This window comes from Sphingomonas sp. M1A8_2b, from assembly GCF_053345535.1.
On record NZ_JBKFAH010000002.1, the window covers coordinates 277,037 to 300,516 of the forward strand.

At 67.3% G+C, this 23,480-nt stretch carries 24 protein-coding genes and 1 other RNA gene; 18 read left to right on the forward strand and 7 right to left on the reverse strand.

Annotation, left to right across the window (positions count from 1 at the left end; all coding sequences use genetic code 11):
• Positions 1-5 precede the first annotated feature (5 nt).
• The 8 genes from ACLBWL_RS09630 to ACLBWL_RS09665 are packed head-to-tail and all read left to right on the forward strand — an operon-like array spanning position 6 to position 10,443.
• Entirely contained in the window at positions 6-1,013 is a 1,008-nt protein-coding gene (locus ACLBWL_RS09630) for an AAA family ATPase (protein ID WP_447792486.1), read from the forward strand.
• A complete protein-coding gene (locus ACLBWL_RS09635) occupies positions 1,010-2,758 on the forward strand; it encodes a hypothetical protein (protein WP_447792488.1) in 1,749 nt (582 codons plus the stop codon). The genes ACLBWL_RS09630 and ACLBWL_RS09635 overlap by 4 nt, the downstream gene beginning before the upstream one ends.
• 13 nt (positions 2,759-2,771) lie before the next feature.
• Positions 2,772-3,848 carry an ExeA family protein gene (locus tag ACLBWL_RS09640; RefSeq protein WP_447792490.1) on the forward strand — a complete coding sequence of 359 codons (1,077 nt, stop codon included), beginning with the start codon at positions 2,772-2,774 and terminating at the stop codon, positions 3,846-3,848.
• Positions 3,849-3,882: 34 nt separating this feature from the next.
• Positions 3,883-4,710 carry an XrtA system polysaccharide deacetylase gene (locus ACLBWL_RS09645; protein ID WP_447792492.1) on the forward strand — a complete coding sequence of 276 codons (828 nt, stop codon included), beginning with the start codon at positions 3,883-3,885 and terminating at the stop codon, positions 4,708-4,710.
• A gap of 8 nt (positions 4,711-4,718) precedes the next feature.
• On the forward strand, positions 4,719-5,747 hold the full coding sequence (locus ACLBWL_RS09650; RefSeq protein ID WP_447793462.1) for a FemAB family XrtA/PEP-CTERM system-associated protein: 1,029 nt from the start codon (positions 4,719-4,721) through the stop codon (positions 5,745-5,747).
• Positions 5,744-7,057 carry a glycosyltransferase gene (locus tag ACLBWL_RS09655; protein ID WP_447792494.1) on the forward strand — a complete coding sequence of 438 codons (1,314 nt, stop codon included), beginning with the start codon at positions 5,744-5,746 and terminating at the stop codon, positions 7,055-7,057. Before ACLBWL_RS09650 ends, ACLBWL_RS09655 begins: the two co-directional genes overlap by 4 nt.
• A complete protein-coding gene (gene xrtA / locus ACLBWL_RS09660; RefSeq protein ID WP_447792496.1) occupies positions 7,054-8,556 on the forward strand; it encodes an exosortase A in 1,503 nt (500 codons plus the stop codon). The genes ACLBWL_RS09655 and xrtA overlap by 4 nt, the downstream gene beginning before the upstream one ends.
• Positions 8,557-10,443 (forward strand): XrtA/PEP-CTERM system amidotransferase, encoded by a 1,887-nt coding sequence (locus tag ACLBWL_RS09665; protein WP_447792498.1) that lies wholly within the window; start codon positions 8,557-8,559, stop codon positions 10,441-10,443.
• Between the two features lie 3 nt (positions 10,444-10,446).
• Here ACLBWL_RS09665 and ACLBWL_RS09670 read toward each other — a convergent pair whose 3' ends face one another.
• From ACLBWL_RS09670 to ACLBWL_RS09690, 5 genes are all read right to left on the reverse strand, one after another.
• Entirely contained in the window at positions 10,447-10,638 is a 192-nt protein-coding gene (locus tag ACLBWL_RS09670; protein WP_447792500.1) for a hypothetical protein, read from the reverse strand.
• 67 nt (positions 10,639-10,705) lie between these two features.
• Positions 10,706-11,695: an alpha/beta hydrolase gene (locus tag ACLBWL_RS09675; protein ID WP_447792502.1), complete on the reverse strand. Its 990-nt coding sequence runs from the start codon at positions 11,693-11,695 to the stop codon at positions 10,706-10,708.
• A 71-nt stretch (positions 11,696-11,766) separates the two neighbouring features.
• Complete coding sequence (locus tag ACLBWL_RS09680; protein ID WP_447792504.1) at positions 11,767-12,192, reverse strand: MAPEG family protein; 426 nt, start codon at positions 12,190-12,192, stop codon at positions 11,767-11,769.
• Positions 12,193-12,393: 201 nt separating this feature from the next.
• A complete protein-coding gene (locus ACLBWL_RS09685) occupies positions 12,394-13,455 on the reverse strand; it encodes a 1,9-bis(guanidino)-5-aza-nonane synthase (protein WP_056048328.1) in 1,062 nt (353 codons plus the stop codon).
• A gap of 147 nt (positions 13,456-13,602) precedes the next feature.
• A complete protein-coding gene (locus ACLBWL_RS09690; protein WP_447792507.1) occupies positions 13,603-14,838 on the reverse strand; it encodes a type III PLP-dependent enzyme in 1,236 nt (411 codons plus the stop codon).
• Between the two features lie 137 nt (positions 14,839-14,975).
• Here ACLBWL_RS09690 and ACLBWL_RS09695 point away from each other — a divergent pair, with 137 nt between their 5' ends.
• The gene (locus ACLBWL_RS09695) at positions 14,976-15,938 is read left to right on the forward strand and encodes a threonine ammonia-lyase (RefSeq protein ID WP_447792509.1); all 963 of its coding nucleotides are present in this window, start codon (positions 14,976-14,978) and stop codon (positions 15,936-15,938) included.
• On the opposite strand, the gene ACLBWL_RS09700 is transcribed toward ACLBWL_RS09695, so the two are convergent.
• Positions 15,939-16,520, reverse strand: coding sequence for a hypothetical protein (locus tag ACLBWL_RS09700; protein ID WP_447792511.1), 582 nt, complete (start codon positions 16,518-16,520; stop codon positions 15,939-15,941).
• A 97-nt stretch (positions 16,521-16,617) separates the two neighbouring features.
• On the opposite strand from ACLBWL_RS09700, the gene ACLBWL_RS09705 reads away from it, so the two are divergent.
• Positions 16,618-16,797 carry a hypothetical protein gene (locus tag ACLBWL_RS09705; RefSeq protein WP_447792513.1) on the forward strand — a complete coding sequence of 60 codons (180 nt, stop codon included), beginning with the start codon at positions 16,618-16,620 and terminating at the stop codon, positions 16,795-16,797.
• Positions 16,798-16,942: 145 nt separating this feature from the next.
• On the opposite strand, the gene ACLBWL_RS09710 is transcribed toward ACLBWL_RS09705, so the two are convergent.
• Positions 16,943-17,599: an alpha/beta hydrolase gene (locus ACLBWL_RS09710; RefSeq protein ID WP_055878070.1), complete on the reverse strand. Its 657-nt coding sequence runs from the start codon at positions 17,597-17,599 to the stop codon at positions 16,943-16,945.
• 81 nt (positions 17,600-17,680) lie between these two features.
• On the opposite strand from ACLBWL_RS09710, the gene ACLBWL_RS09715 reads away from it, so the two are divergent.
• The 8 genes from ACLBWL_RS09715 to ACLBWL_RS09750 all read left to right on the forward strand — a co-directional run bounded on the left by ACLBWL_RS09715 (position 17,681) and on the right by ACLBWL_RS09750 (position 23,398).
• Positions 17,681-18,712 (forward strand): cysteine desulfurase family protein, encoded by a 1,032-nt coding sequence (locus ACLBWL_RS09715; protein ID WP_447792515.1) that lies wholly within the window; start codon positions 17,681-17,683, stop codon positions 18,710-18,712.
• Positions 18,709-19,794 carry a cysteine desulfurase family protein gene (locus ACLBWL_RS09720; RefSeq protein WP_447792517.1) on the forward strand — a complete coding sequence of 362 codons (1,086 nt, stop codon included), beginning with the start codon at positions 18,709-18,711 and terminating at the stop codon, positions 19,792-19,794. Before ACLBWL_RS09715 ends, ACLBWL_RS09720 begins: the two co-directional genes overlap by 4 nt.
• Positions 19,785-20,096 carry a 2Fe-2S iron-sulfur cluster-binding protein gene (locus ACLBWL_RS09725; protein WP_447792519.1) on the forward strand — a complete coding sequence of 104 codons (312 nt, stop codon included), beginning with the start codon at positions 19,785-19,787 and terminating at the stop codon, positions 20,094-20,096. Before ACLBWL_RS09720 ends, ACLBWL_RS09725 begins: the two co-directional genes overlap by 10 nt.
• Positions 20,097-20,205: 109 nt before the next feature.
• Positions 20,206-20,529 carry a hypothetical protein gene (locus ACLBWL_RS09730; RefSeq protein ID WP_447792521.1) on the forward strand — a complete coding sequence of 108 codons (324 nt, stop codon included), beginning with the start codon at positions 20,206-20,208 and terminating at the stop codon, positions 20,527-20,529.
• Between the two features lie 106 nt (positions 20,530-20,635).
• Positions 20,636-20,872, forward strand: a complete 237-nt coding sequence (locus ACLBWL_RS09735; RefSeq protein WP_447792523.1) for a hypothetical protein — start codon at positions 20,636-20,638, stop codon at positions 20,870-20,872.
• A gap of 67 nt (positions 20,873-20,939) precedes the next feature.
• An RNA gene (gene ffs / locus ACLBWL_RS09740) (signal recognition particle sRNA small type) lies at positions 20,940-21,033 on the forward strand.
• 335 nt (positions 21,034-21,368) lie between these two features.
• Positions 21,369-23,078, forward strand: coding sequence for a DNA polymerase III subunit gamma/tau (locus tag ACLBWL_RS09745; protein WP_447792524.1), 1,710 nt, complete (start codon positions 21,369-21,371; stop codon positions 23,076-23,078).
• Positions 23,075-23,398, forward strand: a complete 324-nt coding sequence (locus tag ACLBWL_RS09750) for a YbaB/EbfC family nucleoid-associated protein (RefSeq protein WP_380780722.1) — start codon at positions 23,075-23,077, stop codon at positions 23,396-23,398. Before ACLBWL_RS09745 ends, ACLBWL_RS09750 begins: the two co-directional genes overlap by 4 nt.
• Positions 23,399-23,480 lie beyond the last annotated feature (82 nt).

The following is a 23,480-nucleotide window of genomic DNA, read 5'->3' on the forward strand; positions in this document are numbered from 1 at the left end:
GGGGGATGACCGTGACGAAACCTGATCGCGAACCCTCGCTGCTCGAACGCGCAGCCAAGGTCTACGACTTCAACGCGCATTTGCGGGCGCGCGGTGGCCCGACGCCTGCGCCAGCTGCTGTCCCGACGACAGAGCATATCGTTCCGCCGCCCGCGCAGGAAGCGGCGCCCGCGACCGCGTTCGAGGACGCCAGCTTCCTGGCGATCCCGGAGGAATTGCGCGCGCCGATCGGCAGCGAACTGCCCGACGAATTCTACCTGCCCGACGACACCGACGACACTGCACGGATCGATCGCGGCATGCTCGCGGCGAACGGCATGATCGTGCCCGGCGCCCCGGTCGGTCCGCTCGCGGAGGAATTCCGCCTCATCAAGCGCCAGCTGCTGACTGCCAGCGCGCGGATCACGGAAAGCGACAGCCCGGAAAAGGCCCGCATGATCCTGGTTTGCTCGGCGCGGCCGGGCGACGGCAAGACCTTCAGCGCGATCAACCTCGCACTCTCGCTCGCCGCCGAGCGCGACACTGAAGTGCTGCTCGTCGATGCGGACGTCGCCAAGCCCGATGTCACGAACCAGCTCGGTCTCCGCGCGGGCGCCGGCTTGCTCGATGCGCTGGCGGATACGGCGATCGACGTCGAGGATCTCGTGATCCGCACCGATGTCGCCCATCTGTCGGTGCTGCCCGCAGGCACCAAGACCGCGATGGACACCGAACTGCTCGCCAGCGCGCGGACCAGGACCGTGATCGCACGATTGCTGGCCGCCAACCCGCGCCGCATCGTGATCTTCGATTCGCCACCCGCGCTCGCCGCCTCGCCCGCCGCAGTGCTCGCGATGCGCGTCGGGCAGGTGATGCTCGTCGTCCGCGCCGACCGTACGCCCGAATCCGAAGTGCGCGCCGCGGTCAACCTGCTCGACGGATGCGAACATATCCAGCTCGTCCTGAACGCGGTGTCGTTCGTGCAGGGCGGCGCGCGGTTCGGCAGCTATTACGGCCACGAGGCTTCCCAATGACCGCCGCACCGACGGTCGCTCCAAACCGCCGCGCGATCCGGTCGCTTGCGCGTGTTGGCACGACGCTGACGCTCGCCGCGATCTGCGCGACTCCCGTGGCGGCGCAGATCGGTCAGTCGGGCCAGACGGAGCCGACATCGCAGACCGCATCGCTCCAGCAGGCGGCGCCATCGGCCCAGACCGGACCGCGCACATCGATCAGGCCGTATATCGAAGCGAGCCAGATCTTCGACGCCGATCTGAACGGCGGCGACGTCCTGACCTATACCAGCCTTGCCGCCGGCGTGGATGCGGCGATCGCGACCCAACGCGTCCAGGGGCAGGCAAGCTACCGCTACGAACACCGCTTCGCGTGGAACAGGAACGCCGCCGACAACGACGTCCATTCGGGCCTCGCGCGCGTCAATGCGCGGGTGACGCCGGCGCTGACGCTCGAAGCGGGCGGCATCGCCACGCGCACGCGCTCCGACATCCGCGGTGCCGCGCCCGGGCTGCTGGTCGGCAACCTCGACAACATATCGCAGGTCTACGCGGTCTATGCCGGGCCGAGCCTCGCGACGCGCGCCGGACCGGTCTCCTTCAACGCCGATTATCGGCTCGGCTATACCAAGGTCGAGACCCCCAGATTCGGCGGCTCGACGGTCGCCGGCCAGCGGCTCGATTATTACGACGACTCGATCGGCAACACCGTCACCGCGCGCGCGTCGACCGCGCCGGGCAGCGTCGCGCCGTTCGGCATGACGCTCAGCGGCGCGTACGACCGCGAGACAGCCAGCCAGCTCAAGCAGCGGTACGAGGGCTATTACGGCCGCGGCGACATCCTCCAGCCGATCTCCCCCTATGTCGCGCTCACCGCCGGGGCCGGGTACGAGAAGATCGAGACGAGCCAGAAGGACGCGCTGGTCGATGCGGCCGGTGCGCCGGTGCTCGACAAGAATGGTCGGTTCGTCACCAACGACGCTTCGCCGCGCCGGATCGCCTACCGCACGGACGGCCTCTATTACGATGCGGGCGTGATCTGGCGGCCCAACCGCCGGACCTCGGTCGAGGGGCATGTCGGCAAACGCTACGGCTCGCTCAGCGTGACCGGCACCGCGACCTATCAGGCATCGCAATCGGTCGGCATGGCGGTCAACGTCTATGACGGCGTCCAGACCTTCGGCCGGCAGCTGCGGACCGGTCTCGGCAACCTGCCGACCAGCTTCATCTCGGGCCAGCAGCTCGGCTTCGGCCAGCAGTTCAACGGCTGCGTGTTCGGCGCGAGCGGTGCGCAACCGGGCGGCTGCCTCGACAACGTGTTCCAGTCGATCTCGACCGCGAGCTACCGTGCGCGCGGGATCGACGGCGTGATCGTCGCGACCCGCGGTCGTTCGACCTGGGGCGCCGGCGTCGGCTACACCAATCGCCGGCTCTACGCGCCGAACGACGCGCCGGGGCTGGTCGTCACCGGGCTCGAGGACCAGAGCTACTACGCGCAACTCTATTATGCGCGGTCGCTCAGCCAGGTCTCCGGGATCAACGCGGACCTGTTCGCGAACTACTACGAGCCCGGCGTTCCCAACATCCCGCTGGAGACAGTGTCGGGCGACGACAGCGTCTGGTCCTACGGCGCGACCGGCACCTATTATCGATATTTCGGGCGACTGGGCACAACCGCCTCGCTCGGACTTTACAGCTTCAAGGTCGGTGACCTCGACAGCGACTGGTCGGCGCAGGCGCTGATCGGTGCGCGGTACCAGTTCTGAAGGCGAGCAGCATATGTACGATGAACATTATGGACTGACGGGTCGGCCGTTCCAGCTGACCCCCGATCCCAAATTCTGGTTCGAGACGGCGACTCACCGCAAGGCGATGGCGTATCTCGGCTATGGTCTGGCGCAGGGCGAGGGCTTCATCGTCATCACCGGCGATATCGGTGCTGGCAAGACGACTCTGGTTGGCCATCTGATGGATACGATCGATCATCAGCGGTTGAACGCGGTCCGGCTCGTGTCCACCGCGATCGAGGCGGACGACTTGTTGCGGATCGTCGCGACCGAACTGAAGGTCGATCCTGCCGGGCTGACCAAGGCCGAGCTGCTCACCGCGATCGAACGCGGGCTGCACGCGGTCGCGCGAACCGGCAAGCGGACTCTGCTGATCGTCGACGAGGCGCAGGCGCTGCCGATCTCCGCGCTCGAAGAACTGCGGATGCTATCGAACTTCCAGGCGGGGGGCCACGCGCTGCTCCAGATCGTCCTGCTCGGCCAGCCCGAGTTCCGCGACCGGCTGCATGGTTCTGACCGGCTAGAGCAGCTCCGCCAGCGCGTGATCGCGATCCATCATCTCGATCCGATGGAGGAGGACGAGGTGTCCGACTATCTCGCCCACCGTCTTTCGGTGGTCGGCTGGACCGGCAACCCCGACTTTGCCGACGACGCGTTCGCAGCGTTCTACACCGGGTCGGCGGGCGTCCCGCGCCGGCTGAACATGCTGGCAGGCCGCGTGATGTTGCATGCCGCGATCGAGGACCTGACCGTGATCGATGCCGCGGTCGTGAGCGCGGTCCAGCGCGATCTGGAGGGCGACCTGCCGACGATCGCGACCGCCGCCACGACTGCGACGGCGCCGGCGACCGACACCAACGCCGACCAGCCGATCGCGCCTCGTGCCGAAGCACCGCGGATCGACCCGGCGATCGTCGACCGGATCGCCGATCTCGAAGCGCGCGTCGAATTGCAGGACGAGGCGCTTCGTCGCGTGCTGACGCTGCTCGTCGACTGGGTCGAGAGCGATACCGACAAGCCCGACTATTCGCCGGTGCGCGGCGTCGCGGCATGGCATGATGCGGCCTGACGTGACGACGCGAACGGGCCCTGTTGTCAATGGTATGTCTGTCGACGTCGAGGACTGGTTTCAGGTCGGCGCGTTCGAAAACGTGATCGACAAGGCCGATTGGGATTCGCTGATGCCGCGGGTCGAGGCGAACACCGACGCGGTACTCGCGCTGTTCGCCGAGCGCGATACCAAGGCGACGTTCTTCACGCTCGGCTGGGTCGCGCACCGCTATCCCGCGCTGATCCGGCGGATCGTCGATGCGGGACACGAGATCGCCAGCCACGGCTGGGATCACCAGCGCGTCTTCACGATGACGCCGGAGGTCTTTCGCGCCGACCTGATCCGCGCGCGGACGGCCATCGAGGACGCGGCGGGCACGAAGATCACCGGCTACCGCGCGCCGAGCTTCTCGATCGACCAGCGAACACCCTGGGCGCATGTCGAATTGGCCGCAGCGGGCTACACCTATTCGTCGAGCGTCGCGCCGGTGAAGCACGATCATTACGGCTGGCTCGACGCGCCACGCTACGGGTTCAAGCCGCTTCCCGACAGCGCGCTGATCGAGGTGCCGGTGACGGTCGCCAAACTCGGCGAGCGCAAGCTGGCCACCGGTGGCGGTTTCTTCCGCCTGCTTCCCGCTGCCATCACGGACTTCGCGGTGCGTCAGGTGAACCGCGAGGATCGTCCAGCGATGTTCTATTTCCACCCGTGGGAGATCGATCCGTCGCAGCCGCGTGTCGCGCAGGCGCCGATGCGGTCGAAGATCCGGCATTATTCCCGGCTTGGCGCGATGGCGGGGAAGTTGCGCGGTCTACTCGACCGGCACGCTTGGGGCCGCGTCGATACGGTCGTCGCGCGCGAAGCGGCCCGGCTGGCGTGACCGCGCCGATGCCCGTCGGCGTGCGCGAAGCGGACCTTCGCGATCCGGCGGAATGCGCGCGGATCGTGGCGTTCGTGGCGGCGGCCGACGGCGCCACGCCGTTCCATCTGCCGGCGTGGAGCCAGGCGGTGCAGGATGGTTGCGGTCAGCGCGCGCGTTATCTGATTGCCGAGACTGGCGGGGGCGCGATCGCCGGCGTCCTGCCGCTGACCGAAATGCGCTCCCCTCTCTTCGGCCGTGCGCTGGTCTCGACCGGGTTCGGTGTCGATGGCGGCGTGCTCGGGAACTCGGTCGAACCGCTTGCGGCGGGGGCGTGGAACCTCGCGCTGCGGATCGGCTGCCCTTCGGTCGAACTGCGCGGTGGCGCTGCACCGAACGGTTGGGCGAGCGACGACACCAGCTATCTCGGCTTCGCGCGCGATCTGGCCGCGGACGACGACGCCGAACTGCTCGCAATCCCGCGGAAACAGCGCGCGGAAGTCCGTCGCGCGCTGGGCTTCGATCTGGAGATCGTTACCGGCGCCGATCGCAAACTGCTCGCCGAGCATTACCGGGTGTACGCAGAATCGGTCCGCAACCTTGGCACGCCAGTGTTCCCAGCGAAACTTTTTCGCAGCGTCGCGAGCGTGATGGACGCCGATGTTCTCACCGTCCGGCATGAGGGCAGGGCAGTCGCGAGCGTCCTCAGCCTGTATTTCGACGGCACGGTCTATCCCTATTGGGGGGGTGGCACCGATGCGGCGCGGGGATTGCGCGCCAACGACCGGATGTATTTCGCGCTGATGGCGCACGCGCGCGCGCGCGGGTGTACGCGGTTCGACTTCGGGCGCTCGAAGACGGGTACCGGGGCGGCGGCGTTCAAGAAGAACTGGGGCTTTGCGCCCGAGCCGCGGCTCTACGCCAAACGCAGCAACGGGCCGGCGCGCGAGGTGAACCCGCTCAATCCGAAATACGCGGCGATGGTGCGGACGTGGAAAAAGCTGCCGCTGTGGGCGGCGAATGCAGCCGGGCCGTGGATTTCCCGAGGGCTGGGGTGAGCCTGCTTTTCCTGGCGCACCGCGTCCCGTTCCCGCCCGACCGCGGCGACAAGATCCGCAGCTTCCACATCCTCCAATATCTGGCGAAGCGCGCGCGCCTGCACCTCGTCGCGTTTGCCGATGATGAGGCTGACCTCGATTCGCCGGCGGTCTTCACCGATTTGCTCGCGAGTTGCACCATCGTGCGGCGCGAAAAGTCGCAGGCGCGCGCTGCGATCGAGGCGCTGGCGACGGGCAAGCCGGTATCGCTAACCGCGTTCGCGCATCCGGCGGTGCAGGCGGCGGTGGACCGGATCGTGCCGGAGGTCGCGGGGATCTACTGTTTCTCGGGACAGATGGCGCAGTATCTGCCGGTCGGCGGCCCGCCGGTGGTGATGGATTTCGTCGATGTCGATTCCGCCAAGTTCGCCGGGTTCGCCGAGGAATCCCGCGGGCCGATGCGCTGGATGATGCGGCGTGAGGCTCGGCTCCTGGGGGCGTTCGAACGCGAGGTTGCGGGGCGAGTCTCGGCGAGCCTGTTCGTCAGCACCGCTGAGGCCGCGATGTTTCGCGACGGCGGCGCGACCGGGCGTGTGCTCGCCGTTGAGAACGGCATCGACTCGGTAAAGTTCGATCCGGCCGCGCAGTTCGCCAGGTCGGGCATAGACCTGCAACCCGGCGAAGGCGTCCCCCCCGGCGAAGGCCGGGGCCCAAGGGGAGAGGTTCGGGTAATGGAGCGCGGTCCGTCGTTATCGATGTCCCCCAATTGGGCCCCGGCCTTCGCCGGGGGGGTGAACGCGCGCGGAGCGACGGCAGACGGGCTGATCGTCTTCACCGGCCAGATGGACTACCGCCCCAACATCGACGCGGTCACTTGGTTCGCGCGCGACATCCTGCCGCTCGTCCGCCAGCACACCCCCGCGCGTTTCGCGATCGTCGGCCGCGCGCCGACGTCGGCGGTGCAGGCGCTGGCCGGAGACCACGTCACCGTCACCGGTGAAGTCGACGACGTCCGCGGTTGGCTCGCCGCCGCCGACGTCTGCGTCGCGCCGCTCAAACTCGCGCGCGGGATCCAGAACAAGGTGCTCGAGGCGATGGCGATGGCGCGTCCAATCGTCGCCTCCACCGCCGCCGCCGAGGGGATCGACCATGCCGGGACGATCCGCGTCGCCAGCACCGCGCGAGACTTCGCCGAGCAGGTGATCGCGCTGCTCGATGCTCCCGACGCCGCTGCTGCGCTCGGCACCGCGGCGCGCGCGCAGGTGATCCTGCGCTACGGCTGGGACGCGCGCCTTGCGCCGCTCGACGCGCTGTTCGAGCTCGCCCGATGACGGTCTGGCGCCGCCACGCGCTCGCGCTCGCCTTGGTGTCGGCGATCATCCTGCTGGTCTTCCGCAGCGACGTCCGCGATCTCGCGCGGATCTGGTGGACCAGCACCACCTTCGGGCATTGCCTGTTCATCGGCCCGGTGATCGCGTGGCTGGTATGGCAGCGTCGCACCGAACTGGCGCAGCTTGTGCCGACCGGCTGGTGGCCGGGTCTCGCTCTGATCGCGATCGGCGGGTTCGGCTGGCTGATGGGCGACGCCGCCTCGGTCGGTTTCGCGCGCCAGCTCGGGCTGGTGATGGTGCTGCAAGGCGCCATCCTGACGATACTCGGTCCCAATGTCGCGCGCGGCTTGCTGTTTCCTTTATGCTACGCATTCTTCCTCGTCCCGTTCGGTGAAGGCCTCGAGCCGCCGCTGCAGACCGTGACGGTCGCGATCGTCATGCCGTTGCTCCACCTCGTCGGCGTGCCCGCGGTGGTCGACGGCGTGCTGATCCACGCCGGCCGCTATTATTTCGAGGTCGCCGAGGCGTGTTCGGGCGCCAAGTTCGTCATCGCGATGGTCGCGTTCGGCGTGCTGGTGGCCAATCTCTGCTTCGTATCGCCCAAGCGCCGCGCAGTGTTTCTCGTCGTTTCCGTGGTCGTCCCCGTCATCGCCAACGGGTTTCGCGCGTTCGGGACGATCTGGGCGGCGGACCTGACCTCGGTCGAGGCCGCGACAGGTCTCGACCACATCATCTACGGCTGGGTATTCTTCGGCCTCGTGATGGCGGGCGTGCTGGCGATCGGCTGGCGCTGGTTCGACCGTGCGCCCGACGATCCCGCGTTCGACCCGGACACGCTCCAGGCGCAACCCCGGCATCGCACCGGTCTGGCCCTCGCGACTGGTCTCGCGCTGGCGACGGTCGCGGTCTTCCCCGCCTGGAGCGCCGCCATCGCCGGCCGCGCGCAACCGCTGCCCCCGCATATCGACCTCCCCGCAGTCGCCGGCTGGCACCGTGTCCCGGTCAGCACGCGCGCGCCGTGGACGCCCTATTACCCCGGCGCCGACCATTATCTGTTCGGCCGCTACGCCGACGCGTCGGGTGCGACCGTCGACCTGAGCATCGCGATGTTCGGCGAGCAGCACGAAGGCAAGGAACTTATCGCGTTCGGTACCGGCGTGCTGCGCGAGGAGGATCGCTGGGTGCGGGTCGAGGACTTACCCGACGTCGTCGATAAAGCCGGCGCGCGCGGATCGGCGATGCGGATCACCGCGCCCGGGCCCGTGGAGCGGATCGTCGCGACGTGGTACCGGGTGGGCGACGCAACGACGCATGACGAGACGCTGGTGAAGATCGAGACGATGAAAGCGCGACTATTGGGCGGTCCGCAGCGCGCGGTGGCGATTAATCTGTCGACCGAGGGCAGCGACCCGCGGCCGATCGCGCGCTTCCTGTCGGCACTCGGCCCGCTCGACCGGATCGCCGATCGCGCCGCGGGCCAAATCGCAGGGACACGCTAGATGTGCGGCATCGCCGGGATTTTCCACCCGGGTACGCCGAAGCCGGTCGAGCCCAACCGCGTCCTCGCGATGATCGCCGCGCAGGCGCATCGCGGCCCTGACGGCGACGGGATCTGGACCGCGCCGGGTGTCGGCCTCGGGCATCGCCGGCTGTCGATCATCGACCTCGAAGGCTCGCCGCAACCGATGTCGGACGGCACGCTGACCATCACCTACAACGGCGAGATCTACAACTTCGCCGAACTGCGCGAGGAGCTGATCGCCAGAGGCGCGATCTTCCGCACCGAAGGCGATACCGAAGTCCTGCTGCATGGCTGGCGGGCTTGGGGCCCGTCGATGCTCGACCGATTGAACGGCATGTTCGCGTTCGCGATTCACGATTCGCAGGCGCACACGCTGTTCCTCGCGCGCGACCGGATGGGGGTGAAGCCGCTCCACTATGTCGAGCTGGCGGACGGGTCGCTCGCCTTCGCGTCCGAACTGAAGGGCCTGCTTGCGCATCCGCAACTGCGTCGCGTCCCCGACCTGCACGCGGTCGAGGACTATCTGGCGTTCGGCTACGTGCCCGATGATTCGTGCATCGTCGCGGGCGTGAAGAAGCTGGCGGCAGGGCATTTCCTGCTGGTCGAGCGCGGTCGTCCGGTCCCCCAGCCGCGCAAATGGTGGGACATCGACTTCTCCAACCGCGCGACCGGGTCGGCCAAGGCACTGGGCGAGGAACTGGTCGACCGGATGCGCGCCGGTGTCCGCTCGCGCATGGTCGCCGACGTGCCGCTCGGCGCGTTCCTGTCGGGCGGCGTCGACAGCTCGGCGGTGGTCGCGCTGATGGCGGAGGCCAGCGCGAAGGCGGTCCGCACCTGCACGATCGGCTTCGACGAAGCGGGCCATGACGAGCGCGCATACGCCGACACGGTCGCCCGCCGGTTCGCGACCGATCACCGCGAGCGGGTCGTCGCGTCGGGCGATTTTGGCCTGATCGACACGCTGGTCGCAAGCTTCGACGAGCCGTTCGCCGACGCCTCGGCGCTGGCCACCTATCAGGTCTGCGCCCTCGCACGCGAAAGCGTCACCGTGGCCTTGTCGGGCGACGGCGCGGACGAAGCGCTCGCCGGCTATCGTCGCTACAAATTCCAGGCGGCGGAAGAGCGAGTCCGTGGTCTGCTGCCCGCGCATCTCCGCACCGAGGTGTTCGGGACGCTGGGCCGCTTCTATCCGAAGGCCGATTGGGCGCCACGTCCGCTGCGCGCCAAGTCGACGCTGCTCGCGCTCGCGCAAGGTGGCGGCGAGGCCTATGCCCGCTCGGTCGGCGTGACCTCGCCCGAACTTCGCGCGCAGCTGTTCACGCCTGGCGCGCGCGGGCGGCTCGGCGGCTACCGTGCCGAAGATCGCTATGTCGCGACGATGGCCGACGCGCCCGCGCGCGACGCGATCGACCGCGCGCAATATGCCGATATCAAGCACTGGCTGCCCGGCGATATTCTCACCAAGGTCGACCGGACGAGCATGGCGGTCGGGCTGGAGGCGCGCGAGCCGCTGCTCGATCACCGCCTGGTCGAGTTCTGCGCGACATTGCCGGCGACCATGAGACTCCACCGCGGCGAGGGCAAATGGCTTATGAAGAAGGCGATGGAGCCATATCTGCCGCGCGAAATCCTCTATCGGCAGAAGATGGGGTTCGTCACGCCGATCAGCGCGTGGTTCAGGGGCGTGCTGGCGGGCGAGGCGATCGCGCTCGCCAAGTCGCGGACGCTGGTCGAGACGGGCTGGTTCGACATGGCGACGATCGCCCGGATCGCCGAGGAGCACCGTGCCGGGCGGGCCGAGCACGGCCGGACTTTATGGCAGTGCGTGATGCTCGAACGATCGATGAAACGGATGTTCGGGTAGCGGTCAGTGCGTACTGTCTACGCTGGGGGGCTTTGCGCGCTCCAGCAGGGCGCCTAATGCCGCGTCGTCAAGCCGCCCCGCAGTCCGTAGCGCAGCTTCCGGCGTCATCGAGATCACCGTGCCGTTCGGGCCATCGATGATCACCTCTCCTTTCTCGTGGAAGACATCCCGAGGCAGGGTATACGGCAACGGCATCGCCACTCTCCTATTATCCTGAGATAACGCGACTTGTATTGATTTAGCTCCGTCCTTCGAGGCCCCTTCAACCCGCGACCAGCTCCCCCATCCAGCGATCGAACAATTGCGGCCAGAGCGAGCCGGGCGAGCGCGGCGACAGGCGGGTACCGAAGCCGTGGCCGCCATGCTGCAGGAAATGCGCTTCGGCGGGGATCAGCAGGCGGCGCGCGGCGGCCAGCGTATCGACGCTGTTGGCGACCGGTACGGTGTTATCGTCCTCGGCATGGACCAGGAACAGCGGCGGCGCGCCTGCGCGCAACTGGCGATCGACCGCAAAGCGCGCCTGTGTCGCGGGCAGCGGATCGGGCCCGAGCAGGTTCGCGCGCGATCCGCCATGGCTCCTGCCCGGATCCATGTTCGAGACGGCATACATGAGCCCGGCCCAGGCGGGACGTGCAGAGTGGCGGTCGGCGGTATCGACCGGGCGATAGGCCTTGAAGTCGTGCAGCACCGTCAGCGATCCGGCGAGATGGCCGCCTGCCGAGAAGCCGAGCACGCCGAGCTTCTCCGCCCTGATCCGGTAGGCGCGCGCGTTGGCGCGGATCAGCCGCATCGCGCGCTGGGCATCGGCGAGCGGGACGTCGGCACGATCGGCCCAGCCTTCGCCCGGCAGTCGGTAGCTCAGTACGAACGCCGTGATCCCGGACGCGTTGAGGACACGTGCGACGTCGATGCCTTCGTTGCGCAGCGACGTGATCGAATAGCCGCCACCGGGAACGATCAGCACCGAACGGCCATCGGGGCGCAACGGGCGATAGACGCCGACCTCCGGATAGACGACGCCGCGCGCCTGGATATCGCGGTAGCCATCGGCGTAGTGCGGCATGGCCAGGCGCGGGATCGGCAACGGGTTGGGGGCGCCCGGTGGCAGGCCGGGCCAGAGCGCGAACCGCTCGGCGGGGGGCCAGATCGGCATGCCGGGAGGGCGTACCCTCGCGCCTGTCTGTGCGAACGCAGCGGGCGCGAGCCCGGCGGCGAGGGGGAGGGACAGGAGCGAACGGCGGTCGACAGTCATGGCACCTTCGCTAGCCGATGCGCTCCCCTCGGGCCAAGTCCCTGCGATCTTTAATCGCAAGTTTCGCCCACTTAGAACACGGCAAGAGCCGCGTGGAGCGTCAGCGCGACGAGCAACAGACTCGACAGCGCGAACAGCAGGAAGCGAGTCCGCACGCGGTTGCTGGTTGCCTGCACGACGCTGTGCGCGATCCGCAATGCGACGTAGCCCCAGGCGATCCAGGCATTGACGCCGTTGCCCGTGCCGCTCAGCGCCAGCACGGCGCAGACCGCGTAGAACAGCGTCGGCTGTTCCATCAGATGATTGTAGTTGTGCGCCTTCCACTGGATGTGCGGTGGAAGCGCGCGGTCGGCATCCGCCGCCTTGGTGCCGACGAGCGTCCGCAGATCGACGCCGGCCGCCTTCATCGCCGGCAATCGCGTGGCGAGCGTCCACGCCAGCATCACGAGCGTCCACGCGATGAGGACGACCATCGGTTTCAGGATGTCGCTGTGCATGAAAAAGCCTCCCCCGGTGATCCGGAGAAGGCTGCCTCAAGTGCCCGGTTAGAGCAACGGTATCTCTAATCCTCCCCCGCCAGGGGGAGGTGGCAGGCACTTGCCTGACGGAGGGGGAGGACACGGAACCGAGGTTATCGCCGCCTCCCCCTCCGTCGCTTCGCGCCACCTCCCCCTAGCGGGGGAGGATCAGCAGAAACCTCAGGCCTTGTCGAAGCTCGCGCCCCACTTGCGAACCGGGCGGTCCTTCCAAAGCCCACGATGATACGCGTCCGACGCCAGCAGCGGCATGACCGAACCCGCCTCGGCGAACACCATCTGCTCGATGCCCGTGTTCACCTTGCCCCACGATGCCGCTTCCTGCAGCGTCGACGACGAGCACGCACCGTCGCGCACATCGGCTACCGTGATCTGCACCGCGTACTTGTGGACCTGGACGTCGTCGTGGCCGAGGATCTCGGCGCAGACGACGGTGTCCTGGATGAAGTTCTTCGGCACGCCGCCGCCGATCATGAGGAGCCCGGTGGTGCCCGCCTTGATCTTGATCTCGGTGAGCTCGCGGAAGTCGGCGATCGCGTCGAGGACCATGTACGGCTTGCCCGCCTTCACCGCGTCCACCTGGTGCTTGACCAGACCGAAGCCCGCCGACGAATCGACGAACGCCGGGCAGAAGATCGGCACGTCATGCTCGTACGCGAGCTTGACGAGGCTGTTCTCCTTCTTGCCGTGCTCAACGAGATACTTGCCCATCTCGCGGATGAACTCGCGGCTCGAATAGGCGCGCGGCTCGAGCGTCTCGGCGATCTCGAAGATCGTGTGGTCGACGTGCTGGAGTTCTTCCTCGTCGATATACGTGTCGTAGATCCGGTCGATCATCAGCGAGCGCAGCACGTCGTCGTGCGGCACTTCGAGCGCCTGGTAATGCTTGTGGCCGAGGCCCTCGAAGAAATCCATGTCGACGATCGTCGCGCCGGTCGCGACGATGCCGTCGATCATGTTGTTGCGCAGCAGTTCGGCATACAGGTCCATGCAACCGCCGGCCGACGTCGAGCCTGCGATCACGAGGAAGATCGTGCAGTCCTTGTCGGCCAGCATCTGGTTGTAGATGTCGGTCGCACGGCCGAGGTCGCGGCTGGTGAACGACATCTTCTTCATCGCGTCGACGATCGGCCGCGCGTCGAAGCTGGTGATGTCGATATGCTCGACGGTGGTCGAGAGGAGTTCCGCCTTGCGCTGCGCGTCGATGCGGGTGTCTTCGGTCATAACATGCTCCATAAATCCCCCTTCCGCTTGCGGGAGGGGTTAGGGGAGGGACTGAAATATCCGCGAACGCCACGCTCGCGGACAAGCCCTCCCCCGACCCGTCCGTAAACGGGAGGGGAGGAAGAAGGGCGCGGTACTAAAGCTTGGTTACAGCTTGACGACGTTCGACGCGAGGTCCTGGAAGCGCTCGTCATACAGCGAGACCATAGGCTCGTCGGTGACGATCACCGTCTCGTCCGATCCGAACCCGTTGAACGCGGTCCGCATCGCCGAGCCATACGCGCCGAGCATGCCGATCTCGATGTAATCGCCGGCCTTCGTATCCGCGGGCAGCATGAACGGGCCAACCATATAGTCCATGTCGTCGCACGTCGGACCATAGAAGCTGAACTCCATGTCCTTCGCACGGCTGTCCGGCTCGCGGAGCAGCTCGACCGGGAAACGCCAGCCGATATGCGCCGCATCGAACAGCGCGCCATACGCACCGTCGTTGATGTACAGCTCGGTCCCGCGACGCTTCTCGACGCGCACGATGATCGACGAATATTCCGCGCACAGCGCCCGGCCCGGCTCGCACCACAGCTCCGACGAATAGCTGACGGGCAGCGATTCGAACGCACGGTGGATCGTCTCGAAGAAATGCTCGAGCGGCGGGGGCTCCATGCCGGGATACGAGGACGGGAAGCCGCCGCCGACGTCGATGACGTCGACCGTGACCGCCGCCTCGACGATCGCCGCACGGACGCGCTCCATCGCGTTCGAATACGCCTCCGGGGTCATCGCCTGCGAACCGACATGGAAGCAGATGCCGAGTGCGTCCGCTGCCTGGCGAGCCGCGAACAGCAACTCCTTGGCTTCATGCGGGGCCGCGCCGAACTTCGACGCCAGCGACAGCTTCGAATGCTCGGAAGACACGCGCAACCGAACGCAGAGCGTCAGATCAGAAGCTTCGCGGGTGGCGCGAACGACCTTGTCGAGCTCTTCCAGGCTGTCGAGGCTGAAGGTGCGGACGCCGTGCGTGAAATACGCCTCGGCGATCGCTTCCTCGGCCTTGACCGGGTGCATGAAGCACAGCGTAGCCTCGGGAAGCGTCCGTGCGACCAGGCGCACTTCGGCGATCGACGCCACGTCGTAATGCGTGATGCCGTTGTCCCACAGGATCTGCAGGAGTTCGGGAGACGGGTTCGCCTTCACCGCATACATCGAGCGACCCGGGAACTTCTCGACGAAGAACCGAGCTGCGCGCGCAGCAGCGTGCGGACGAACGAGCGTGACCGGATTGACCGGGCGCCCTTTAGCGATGTCGATGCCGCTCCCGATGCGGGAGGTGTCGGCGGTCGAATGGGCTTTCGCTAACCCCAGCGCGATATGATGCTTGACCAATTCAAGGGACCTCCAATGTCCTGAGACAAATTACGAAAACACTGCCTTGCGGTTGGAAGTCCCATGGGGCAGCGGAAGGGCGATCTACGGTCGCTTGCCCCCCATGTAAATAGGGTTGGCCGCATAGGAGCCAGTGTGTGACGATTTTGCGACAGCCGACGCGGGCGGGGGTGCGGGACGCCGCGGAAAAGATCGCGCGCATTCTGCCGCCGACGCCGCTCTTTGTCAGCGAAATCAAGGGTGTACCGGTCGCTTTCAAGGCCGAATCGTTGCAACCAATCGGCGCGTTCAAGATTCGCGGCGCGTGGCATCGGCTCACCGCCCTGGACGAGGCCGCGCGGAAAAAAGGCGTCGTCGCGTTCTCGTCGGGCAATCACGCGCAGGGCGTGGCGTGGGCGGCGAAGCGGTTGGGGATGGCAGCGACGATCGTGATGCCCTCGGACGCGCCGCGGCTGAAGCGCGAGTCGACGCTTGCACTGGGCGCGGAGGTGGTGACCTACGACCGCGCAACCGAAAGCCGCGAGGCGATCGCCGCGCGACTGGCCGAGGCACGCGGCGCGACGCTGGTCCCGAGCTTCGACGACGCGTGGATCATCGAGGGGCAGGGGAGCGCGGGGATCGAGGCGGCAGCACAGATGGCGGCGCTTGGCATGGGCGTGCCGAGCCGCGTGGTGATCCCGTGCGGCGGCGGCGGCCTGTCCGCGGGAATCGCGCTGGCGTTGAAGGACAGCGCGATCACCGTCGTCGAACCCAAAGGCTGGGACGACATGCGCCGCTCGCTCGAGGCGTCGTGGATCGAACCCGTCGGCCCCAATCCGCCGCCGACCGCGTGCGACTCGCTCCAGACGTTGCGCGTATCGCCGCTGACCTTCGACGTCCTCTCCCGACGCGACGCGACGGGGGTGGCGGTCAGCGAATCGGAGATCGCCGCGGCGCAGCGCTGGGCGGCGGAGAAACTGCGGCTGGTGATCGAACCCGGCGGCGCGGTCGGCCTCGCCGCGGTCCTTTCGGGCAAGGTGAAGCTCGAGCCCGGTCTGCTCGTCATCCTGTCCGGCGGCAACGTCGATCTAGCCGCCTACGCCAAGGCGATGGCGGGGTAATCAGCCGGACGGCAATGTCTTCACCGGCGGTTTCGCGCAGGTATAGGCCTGTTTGTACGGCCGGTTCCAGCACGCGACGAAGCCGTCGAGGATGTTGAGGTTCATCGGCCACGCATAGGCGCGCGGCTTGCCATCCGGACCGACCGGGGCATAGCCGGCCGGGCGGGGCAACGCGGCAAGCTTGGCGCGCGCGGTGTCGAGCGCGGCGAGATCGCGGCGCAGGAAGGCGACGCTGCCATCGACATACAGGTTCCAGCCGAACCCTGCATCCTCTTCAGCCGGTTTCCGCGCGGCCTCGAACAGCGCGATCGCGCGCGTCGTCTGTCCAGCGTTCGCGCGCAACTGGCCTTCGTGCCACTGGAGCAGCCCGGCGGTGCGCGGATTGGCGGGATGACCCGTGCGCCATTCGGCGATCAGGTCGGCGGCCTGCGCATCGCAACCCGCCGCGGCGAGCACTCGCCAGCCACCCGTCATGGTCTGGTCGAACGCGCGTTCGTCGAGCGCCAGCATCGCAGGCTTGTCGTATCGACAATCGCTGAGGGGAGGGGCCTGCGCGGCGATCATCGCGAGAAGGGCCAGCATCTTACCTCCGAATGTCAGATCGAGGTTGCCAAGCTATTGCCGCGCCGTGCGAAGTCAACGCGCTTCAATCCCGACGCTGCGTGGCGTATCGGACGGCATGAACGCCACCCTCACCAGCATCGCCGCCGCAGCCCCCGCCATCGCCATGCTGGGGATGTTCGCCTGCCTGATCGGCGGCGTCGTGCTGATTGCAAAGAAGCGGGACATGAAGAAGGGCGTCCTGATGCTGGTCATGGCCGCCGTCCTGCTGGCCAACGTCGCGATCTGGACGCTCTAGCTCCCTCGCCCCTGCGGGGAGAGGGAAGGGGCCCGCCGCGGTTGCGGTGGGAAGGGAGAGGGGCGTTGGGATGCGCTAACCCGTCCCAATTCCCCCTCATCCGACGCTGGCGCGCCACCTTCTCCCCGAGGGGAGAAGGACAGAATCACCTGATCGGCGAGTTCGGGTCCAGGCGCATGTCGAGATACTTGTCCACGCTCCCCATCAGCTCCGGCATCTCATGCTCGAAGAAGTGATTAGCCTTCGGAATCGTGTCATGATGGATCGTGATGTGCTTCTGCGTGCGCAGCTTATCCACCAGCTTCTGCGTCGCCCCAGGCGTCGCGACCTCGTCGGCCTCGCCCTGGATGATAATGCCCGACGAAGGGCACGGCGCCAGGAACGTGAAGTCGTACAGATTCGCCGGCGGTGCGATCGAAATGAACCCGCGGATCTCCGGCCGGCGCATCAGCAGCTGCATGCCGATCCACGCGCCGAAGCTGACGCCCGCGATCCAGGTCGTCTGCGCCTCGGGATGAAAGCTCTGCACCCAGTCGAGCGCGCTCGCCGCATCGCTCAGCTCGCCGACGCCATTGTCGAACACGCCCTGGCTCTTGCCCACACCGCGGAAGTTGAACCGCAAAGTCGCGAAGCCACGCCGCTGGAAGGTCTTGTACAACTGCTGCACGATCGCGTTGTTCATCGTGCCACCGGCCGACGGATGCGGATGCAGGATCATCGCCACGGGCGCGCGCGGACGCGGGCCCGGCGCAAAACGACCTTCGAGACGGCCTTCGGGACCGGGGAAAATGACTTCTGGCATAGGCACTCGCGAGCTGGGATACGCACTCGGGTGGAGTGCGGGATGATCTGCATTATATAGGCGACACGCCCCTTTCCGCAATTGGAACCGACCCTGTCCCGTACCGAGTCCCGCATCTACCTCGATCACGCCGCCACCACGCCGATGCGCCCCGAGGCGGTGGCGGCGGTGATGGAGGGCATGGCGTGCTGGGCGAACCCGTCCTCGCCACATGCCGAGGGGCGCGCGGCACGGGCGGCGCTGGAGAATGCGCGGAAGCGGATCGCCAAGGCGCTCGACTGGCCACACCACGTAATCCTGACCAGCGGCGCTAGCGAGTCTGCGGCGTTGGCGTTGCGCGGTCGACCCGGCGTCGCCGTCGCTGCGGTAGAGCACGACGCGGTCCTTCGGGCAGCCGAACAACCGGCGATGCTGGAAGTCGATGCCGGCGGTATCGTCCTGAACGGAGCGTGCGCCCAGACGATCGCGCTGCAATCCGCGAACAGCGAAACAGGTGTCCTCCAGGATCGACCTATCGGCGTCTGGATCGCCGACTGCTCGCAGACCGCCGGCAAGCTTCCGCTTCCCGATGCCGACCTGATCATCGTCTCCGCGCACAAGCTCGGCGGCCCTCCCGGTATCGGCGCGCTTCTGGTCCGCGATCTCGGCCTGCTCCACCCGACCGGCGGGCAGGAGCGCGGCTATCGCGGCGGCACCGAGAACCTCCCCGGCGCGCTGGGGTTCGCCGCCGCGCTCGAAGCGCCTCGCGACTGGTTCACGGAAATGGCCGATCTCCGCGCCAAACTCGACGCAGCCATACTTGCGGGCGGTGGCGAGATCGTCGCCCACCACACCGCCCGTATCCCGACGATCGCTTCCTATCGCATGCCCGGCGTCAGCTCGGCGGCCCAGTTGATCCGCCTCGACATGGTCGGGTTCGCCGTCTCGGCCGGCAGCGCCTGCTCGTCGGGCAGCATGCGCCCGAGCCACGTCCTCGCGGCGATGGGCTACACCCCCGAAGCCGCCGCCGAGGTCGTCCGGGTCAGCTTCGGCTGGACCACCACGCCCGACGACGTCGCGAAATTCGCCGAAGCCTGGATGCGCATCGCCCAGGACATAAGGCGAGCCGCATGACGTATCTCGACTACCAGGCAACCACCCCGCTCGCGCCCGAAGCACTCGCCGCGATGCTCCCCTGGCTCGCATCGCAGCACGCCAACCCGCATTCCCCCCACCGCGAAGGCCGCCGCGCGAAAGCCACCGTCGAAGTCGCGCGCGATCAGGTCGCGGCGTTGCTCCCCCCCGGCGGCCGCGTCGCCTTCACCAGCGGCGCGACCGAGGCGCTCAACTGGGCGATCAAGGGCACTTCTGGTGAGATGGTCACGCTCGCAACCGAGCATGCTGCCGTACTGGATACTGTATCTTCGGAGAGCAGGTTCGGTCGCAACCAGACGATACTGCCTGTCGATCGCTACGGTTTCGTAGACCTGCCGTGCGCCAATACAATGATCTGGCCCGACACTGGCATTGTTGGAGCGATGCTCGTCAATAACGAGATTGGGGTAGTTCAACCTATCGCGCGGCTTGCGGAAATAGCGCACGCTGCCGGCGCGCTGATGCTCTGCGATGCGGTACAAGGCTATGGCCGCGTCCCGATCCCCGCCACCGTCGACCTGATCGCGATCTCCGCACACAAGATCCACGGCCCCAAGGGCATCGGCGCGCTCTGGATCCGCGATGGCGTCGATCTCGCCCCGCTGATGCACGGCGGCGGACAGGAAGCGCCGGGACGCTCGGGCACGCTCTCACCCGCGCTCTGCACAGGGTTCGCCGTCGCCGCGCAACTCATGGCCGATCGCAAAGAGCAGGACGCCGCCCACATCGACCGCCTCTGGTCGCTAGCCCTCGACCGCCTCGGCCCCGGCTGGACGATCAACGGCGCCACCGACCAGCGCTATCACGGCAACCTCAACATCCGCCGCGACGGTCTCGACGTGAATCGCCTGATGTCCGACCTGCGCGATATCGCTTTCTCCGCTGGCTCGGCCTGCGCGAGCGGCTCCGGTCGCTCCAGCCACGTCCTCCGCGCGATCGGGCTCACAGAAGCCCAGGCGCGATCCAGCATCCGCCTCGGCTTCGGCCGCTACACCACCGAAACCGAACTCGGCGACGCCATTGATGCGATCGCCGCCGCGGCCAAGGCGCAATGGCCGTGATCGTCCGCTTCATCGCCCGCGACGGCTCGATCACCAGCGCCGCCGCGACTGCGGGCGACCGCCTGCTGGACGTCGCACAGGCGCATGACCAGCCCCTCGAGGGCACCTGCGAAGGCCAGCTGTCCTGCGCGACCTGCCACGTCATCGTCGAACCCGCCGACTTCGCCCGCCTGTTGCCGGCGACCGAGGACGAGGAGGACATGCTCGACCTCGCACTCAATGCGACGCGGACCAGCCGGCTCGCGTGCCAGATCCGCCTGACAAAGGCGCTCGACGGACTGACCGTGCGGATCCCCAACTAGGTCAGCAAAGCTTACAGGAAGACAACGGCCGGTTCAGGGAACGTGCACGGCGCGAAGCTGATTATCGCTCCATCGCCCCAATGTACGGGGATCGAGAGGAGTATCGAACATGAAGATCATCGCCTTGTTCGCCGCCGGCGCGCTCGCCACCGGAACGCTGTTCGCCGCGGCCCCCGCCGATGCGCAGCGCTACGGCTGGGACGGCCCGCGCGGTGGAGATCGCGGCTGGCACGACGGGCGTCGCTGGGATGGCCCCCGCCACGGCTACCGTGGTGATGGGTACGGCGACCGCGGGTATCGTCGCGGCGGTTACGATGGCGGGTATCGCGGCGGCTACGGCTATCGCGGACCGCGCGGTTATGGTCGGTCGCGCGTCGTGTGCCGGATCGAGCGCGGCTATTATGGCCCTGTCCGTCGCTGCTTCCGCCGCTGATTTTGGTCGCGTTTCGGACGCCGGTACGGAACCGTAACGACGCCCTTCGAGTTCGGTAACATAGGTTGCAGGGTCATCAGAACCCGCATCCAGCAGGAGAAATATCATGAAGTTGTTCACCCTCGCCGCCGCTGGTCTCGTCGCGCTCACCGGCCTTGCGCCCGTCGGCATCGCTGCCGAAGCCTCGGCCCAGCGCACCGTCGTCCATGAGCGCACCGTCGTCCGCCATACCGACAACCGTCCCGGCTATCGTCATCGCGTCCGCACGCGTCAGGTTTGCCGCAACGTCTATCGCAATCATCATCGTCAGCGCGTCTGCCGCACGGTCCGCGTCAGCCGCTAAGCGTATCGGCCGAGCCTCGGCGACAGCTAAGGCTTGATCATCCCGCCCGACCCCGCCATATGCGCCGCGGGAGTCGGGCGGACGTGGTCGTCGCCAACTTGGTCAGATCCGGAAGGAAGCAGCCACAACGACCCAGCCACGGGTCGTCCCGGCTCCCACCGCGAACATGTCGTACCGACATGCGAGCGCGGCCAGCGGTGCAAAGCACCGTCTGACGATGCGGCTTAGCCGCAGCGCACTTCCAAACTTCTCCTGATCTCGTCGACCCGCAAAATCTATTGCAGCCCTGCGCGTTCTCGAAACGTTCCGAATCATTGTCCTACGGCGCAATGCTGTGCCAGGATCGGCTCATGCCCCGCACGCCCTCCATACTCAGCCCTTCGCCACATCCCCGCCACCCTTTCGGCGAGCGAAGTGCAGACCCTTCCCAGCGTCTGCACTTCCTGCACTTCACTCCCCTTCGACAGCGCGCGCGGCACCCGCTATGACGACCGCAATGTCAGATTCTTTCGACCTGGGCGAACCCCCGCAGCCGGCCAAGACGCCAGCCCAAACAGGGGACGTCGCCTATCGCGTGCTTGCGCGTAAATACCGTCCGCAGACCTTTTCCGAGCTGATCGGGCAGGATGCGATGGTCCAGACGCTCGGCAACGCGATCAAGCGCGACCGGCTCGCGCATGCCTTCCTGATGACCGGCGTCCGCGGCGTCGGGAAGACGTCGACCGCACGCCTGATCGCCAAGGCCCTCAACTGCATAGGCCCGGACGGCGAGGGCGGCCCGACGATCGACCCGTGCGGCGTCTGCGAACCCTGCCGCGCGATCGCCGAGGGCCGCCATATCGACGTGATCGAGATGGACGCTGCCAGCCACACCGGCGTCGACGATGTCCGCGAGATCATCGACGCGTCGCGCTATTCGGCGGTCACCGCGCGCTTCAAGATCTACATCATCGACGAAGTCCACATGCTGTCGAAGAACGCGTTCAACGCGCTGCTGAAGACGCTGGAGGAGCCACCTCCCCATGTGAAATTCCTGTTCGCGACGACCGAAGTGAACAAGGTCCCGGTAACGGTTCTTTCGCGCTGCCAGCGTTTCGACCTCCGCCGAATCTCCGCCGAGCAGCTGTCCAAGCACTTTGCCCGGGTTTCCGAGCAAGAAGGCGTCGTCGCCGAGCCCGAGGCGCTGATGCTGATCGCGCGCGCGGCGGAAGGCTCGGCGCGCGACGGTCTGTCGATCCTCGACCAGGCGATCGCGCATGCCGGGCTCGAGGGCGGCGGCGTGACCGCGGACGCGGTGCGCCAGATGCTCGGGCTGTCCGACCGCGGTGCGGTCCGCGATCTGCTCACGCTGATCCTGGCCGGAGACGGGGCAGGGGCACTCGCCTCGATGCGCCGCCAATATGACTACGGCGTCGATCCGCTGTCGGTGCTGCGGTCGCTGCTCGAAACCGTCCACGGCATCACGCTGACCAAGGTCGGCACGCCGCCCGATGCCGCGCAGCCGATGGAGGAGCGCGCGGCACGCGAGGAATGGGCGGCGTCGCTCGGCTATCCCGCGCTCCACCGTCTGTGGCAGCTGTTCCTCAAGGGACATGACGAGGTCGCCAAGGCCGCGCTGCCGATCGAAGCGGCGGAGATGGCGCTGCTAAGGGCGATCTACGCCTCGACGCTGCCCGATCCCGGTGAACTCGCGCGGCAGATCGCCAGCGGCGCGGCGCCCTCGGCCGCACCGACGTCATCGCCAACGCCGCCGCCTGTACCCCCGTCAGGCGAAGCGCCGCCCTGGAACGCGGGGTCCGCCGCGAAGGCCACCGAAACCGTGGAGACCGGACCGATCCTGCCGCCGACGTTCGAGGCGCTGGTCGATCTGCTCGACGAATCGGGCGGCCTCGCGATTGCGGCGCGGTTGCGTCACGGCGCGCGCGTGGTCAGTTACGTGCCGCCGGAATTCGCGCTCAGCGGCAGTCGCCCGGTGTCGGCCGACACGCTCGCCGAACTCAACACGCTGTTGAAGACGGTGACGCGGACCGCGTGGAAGGTGTCGATCGTCGACGCGCCCGGCGAGCCGACGCTGCGCGAGGCGCAGGACGCCGCCGATGCGGCGGTGCGGCAAGCCGTTCTCGAATCCCCCATCATGAAGGCCGCGGTGGCAGCGTTTCCGGACGCCCAGCTCGAATCGTGGCCCGGCCAAAGGAGCAACGCATGAAGAATATCGATGAAATCCTCGCCATGGCGCAGAACGTCCAGAGCGAGCTCGAAAAGGCGCAGGCCAATCTCGACACGATCGAGGTCGAGGGCGCGTCCGGCGGCGGGCTGGTCAAGGTGAAGGCCTCCGCCAAGGGCCGCATCATCGGCATCGCGATCGACGATTCGCTGATGCAGGTGAGCGAGAAGCAGATGCTCGAAGACCTGCTGACCGCCGCGTTCAACGACGCGCGGGCGAAGGCCGATGCGGTGTCGGGCACCGAAATGTCGAAGATGACGAGTGGATTGCAGCTACCCCCAGGCTTCAAGCTGCCGTTCTGATACCGGCAGCTGGTATCTGACATTTCTCACCCAGAGCCTCCCAAGCCCGTCATCCCAGCGCAAGCTGGGATCTCCCTCGGTG

Bases quoted from the DNA above. Each gene is read 5' to 3' on its own strand.
- ACLBWL_RS09630 (WP_447792486.1), top strand. From the start codon at position 6: ATGACCGTGACGAAACCTGATCGCGAACCCTCGCTGCTCGAACGCGCA.
- ACLBWL_RS09635 (WP_447792488.1), top strand. From the start codon at position 1,010: ATGACCGCCGCACCGACGGTCGCTCCAAACCGCCGCGCGATCCGGTCG.
- ACLBWL_RS09640 (WP_447792490.1), top strand. From the start codon at position 2,772: ATGTACGATGAACATTATGGACTGACGGGTCGGCCGTTCCAGCTGACC.
- ACLBWL_RS09645 (WP_447792492.1), top strand. From the start codon at position 3,883: ATGTCTGTCGACGTCGAGGACTGGTTTCAGGTCGGCGCGTTCGAAAAC.
- ACLBWL_RS09650 (WP_447793462.1), top strand. From the start codon at position 4,719: ATGCCCGTCGGCGTGCGCGAAGCGGACCTTCGCGATCCGGCGGAATGC.
- xrtA (WP_447792496.1), top strand. From the start codon at position 7,054: ATGACGGTCTGGCGCCGCCACGCGCTCGCGCTCGCCTTGGTGTCGGCG.
- ACLBWL_RS09665 (WP_447792498.1), top strand. From the start codon at position 8,557: ATGTGCGGCATCGCCGGGATTTTCCACCCGGGTACGCCGAAGCCGGTC.
- ACLBWL_RS09670 (WP_447792500.1), bottom strand. From the start codon at position 10,638: ATGCCGTTGCCGTATACCCTGCCTCGGGATGTCTTCCACGAGAAAGGA.
- ACLBWL_RS09675 (WP_447792502.1), bottom strand. From the start codon at position 11,695: ATGACTGTCGACCGCCGTTCGCTCCTGTCCCTCCCCCTCGCCGCCGGG.
- ACLBWL_RS09680 (WP_447792504.1), bottom strand. From the start codon at position 12,192: ATGCACAGCGACATCCTGAAACCGATGGTCGTCCTCATCGCGTGGACG.
- ACLBWL_RS09685 (WP_056048328.1), bottom strand. From the start codon at position 13,455: ATGACCGAAGACACCCGCATCGACGCGCAGCGCAAGGCGGAACTCCTC.
- ACLBWL_RS09700 (WP_447792511.1), bottom strand. From the start codon at position 16,520: ATGCTGGCCCTTCTCGCGATGATCGCCGCGCAGGCCCCTCCCCTCAGC.
- ACLBWL_RS09705 (WP_447792513.1), top strand. From the start codon at position 16,618: ATGAACGCCACCCTCACCAGCATCGCCGCCGCAGCCCCCGCCATCGCC.
- ACLBWL_RS09710 (WP_055878070.1), bottom strand. From the start codon at position 17,599: ATGCCAGAAGTCATTTTCCCCGGTCCCGAAGGCCGTCTCGAAGGTCGT.
- ACLBWL_RS09720 (WP_447792517.1), top strand. From the start codon at position 18,709: ATGACGTATCTCGACTACCAGGCAACCACCCCGCTCGCGCCCGAAGCA.
- ACLBWL_RS09725 (WP_447792519.1), top strand. From the start codon at position 19,785: ATGGCCGTGATCGTCCGCTTCATCGCCCGCGACGGCTCGATCACCAGC.
- ACLBWL_RS09730 (WP_447792521.1), top strand. From the start codon at position 20,206: ATGAAGATCATCGCCTTGTTCGCCGCCGGCGCGCTCGCCACCGGAACG.
- ACLBWL_RS09735 (WP_447792523.1), top strand. From the start codon at position 20,636: ATGAAGTTGTTCACCCTCGCCGCCGCTGGTCTCGTCGCGCTCACCGGC.
- ACLBWL_RS09745 (WP_447792524.1), top strand. From the start codon at position 21,369: ATGTCAGATTCTTTCGACCTGGGCGAACCCCCGCAGCCGGCCAAGACG.
- ACLBWL_RS09750 (WP_380780722.1), top strand. From the start codon at position 23,075: ATGAAGAATATCGATGAAATCCTCGCCATGGCGCAGAACGTCCAGAGC.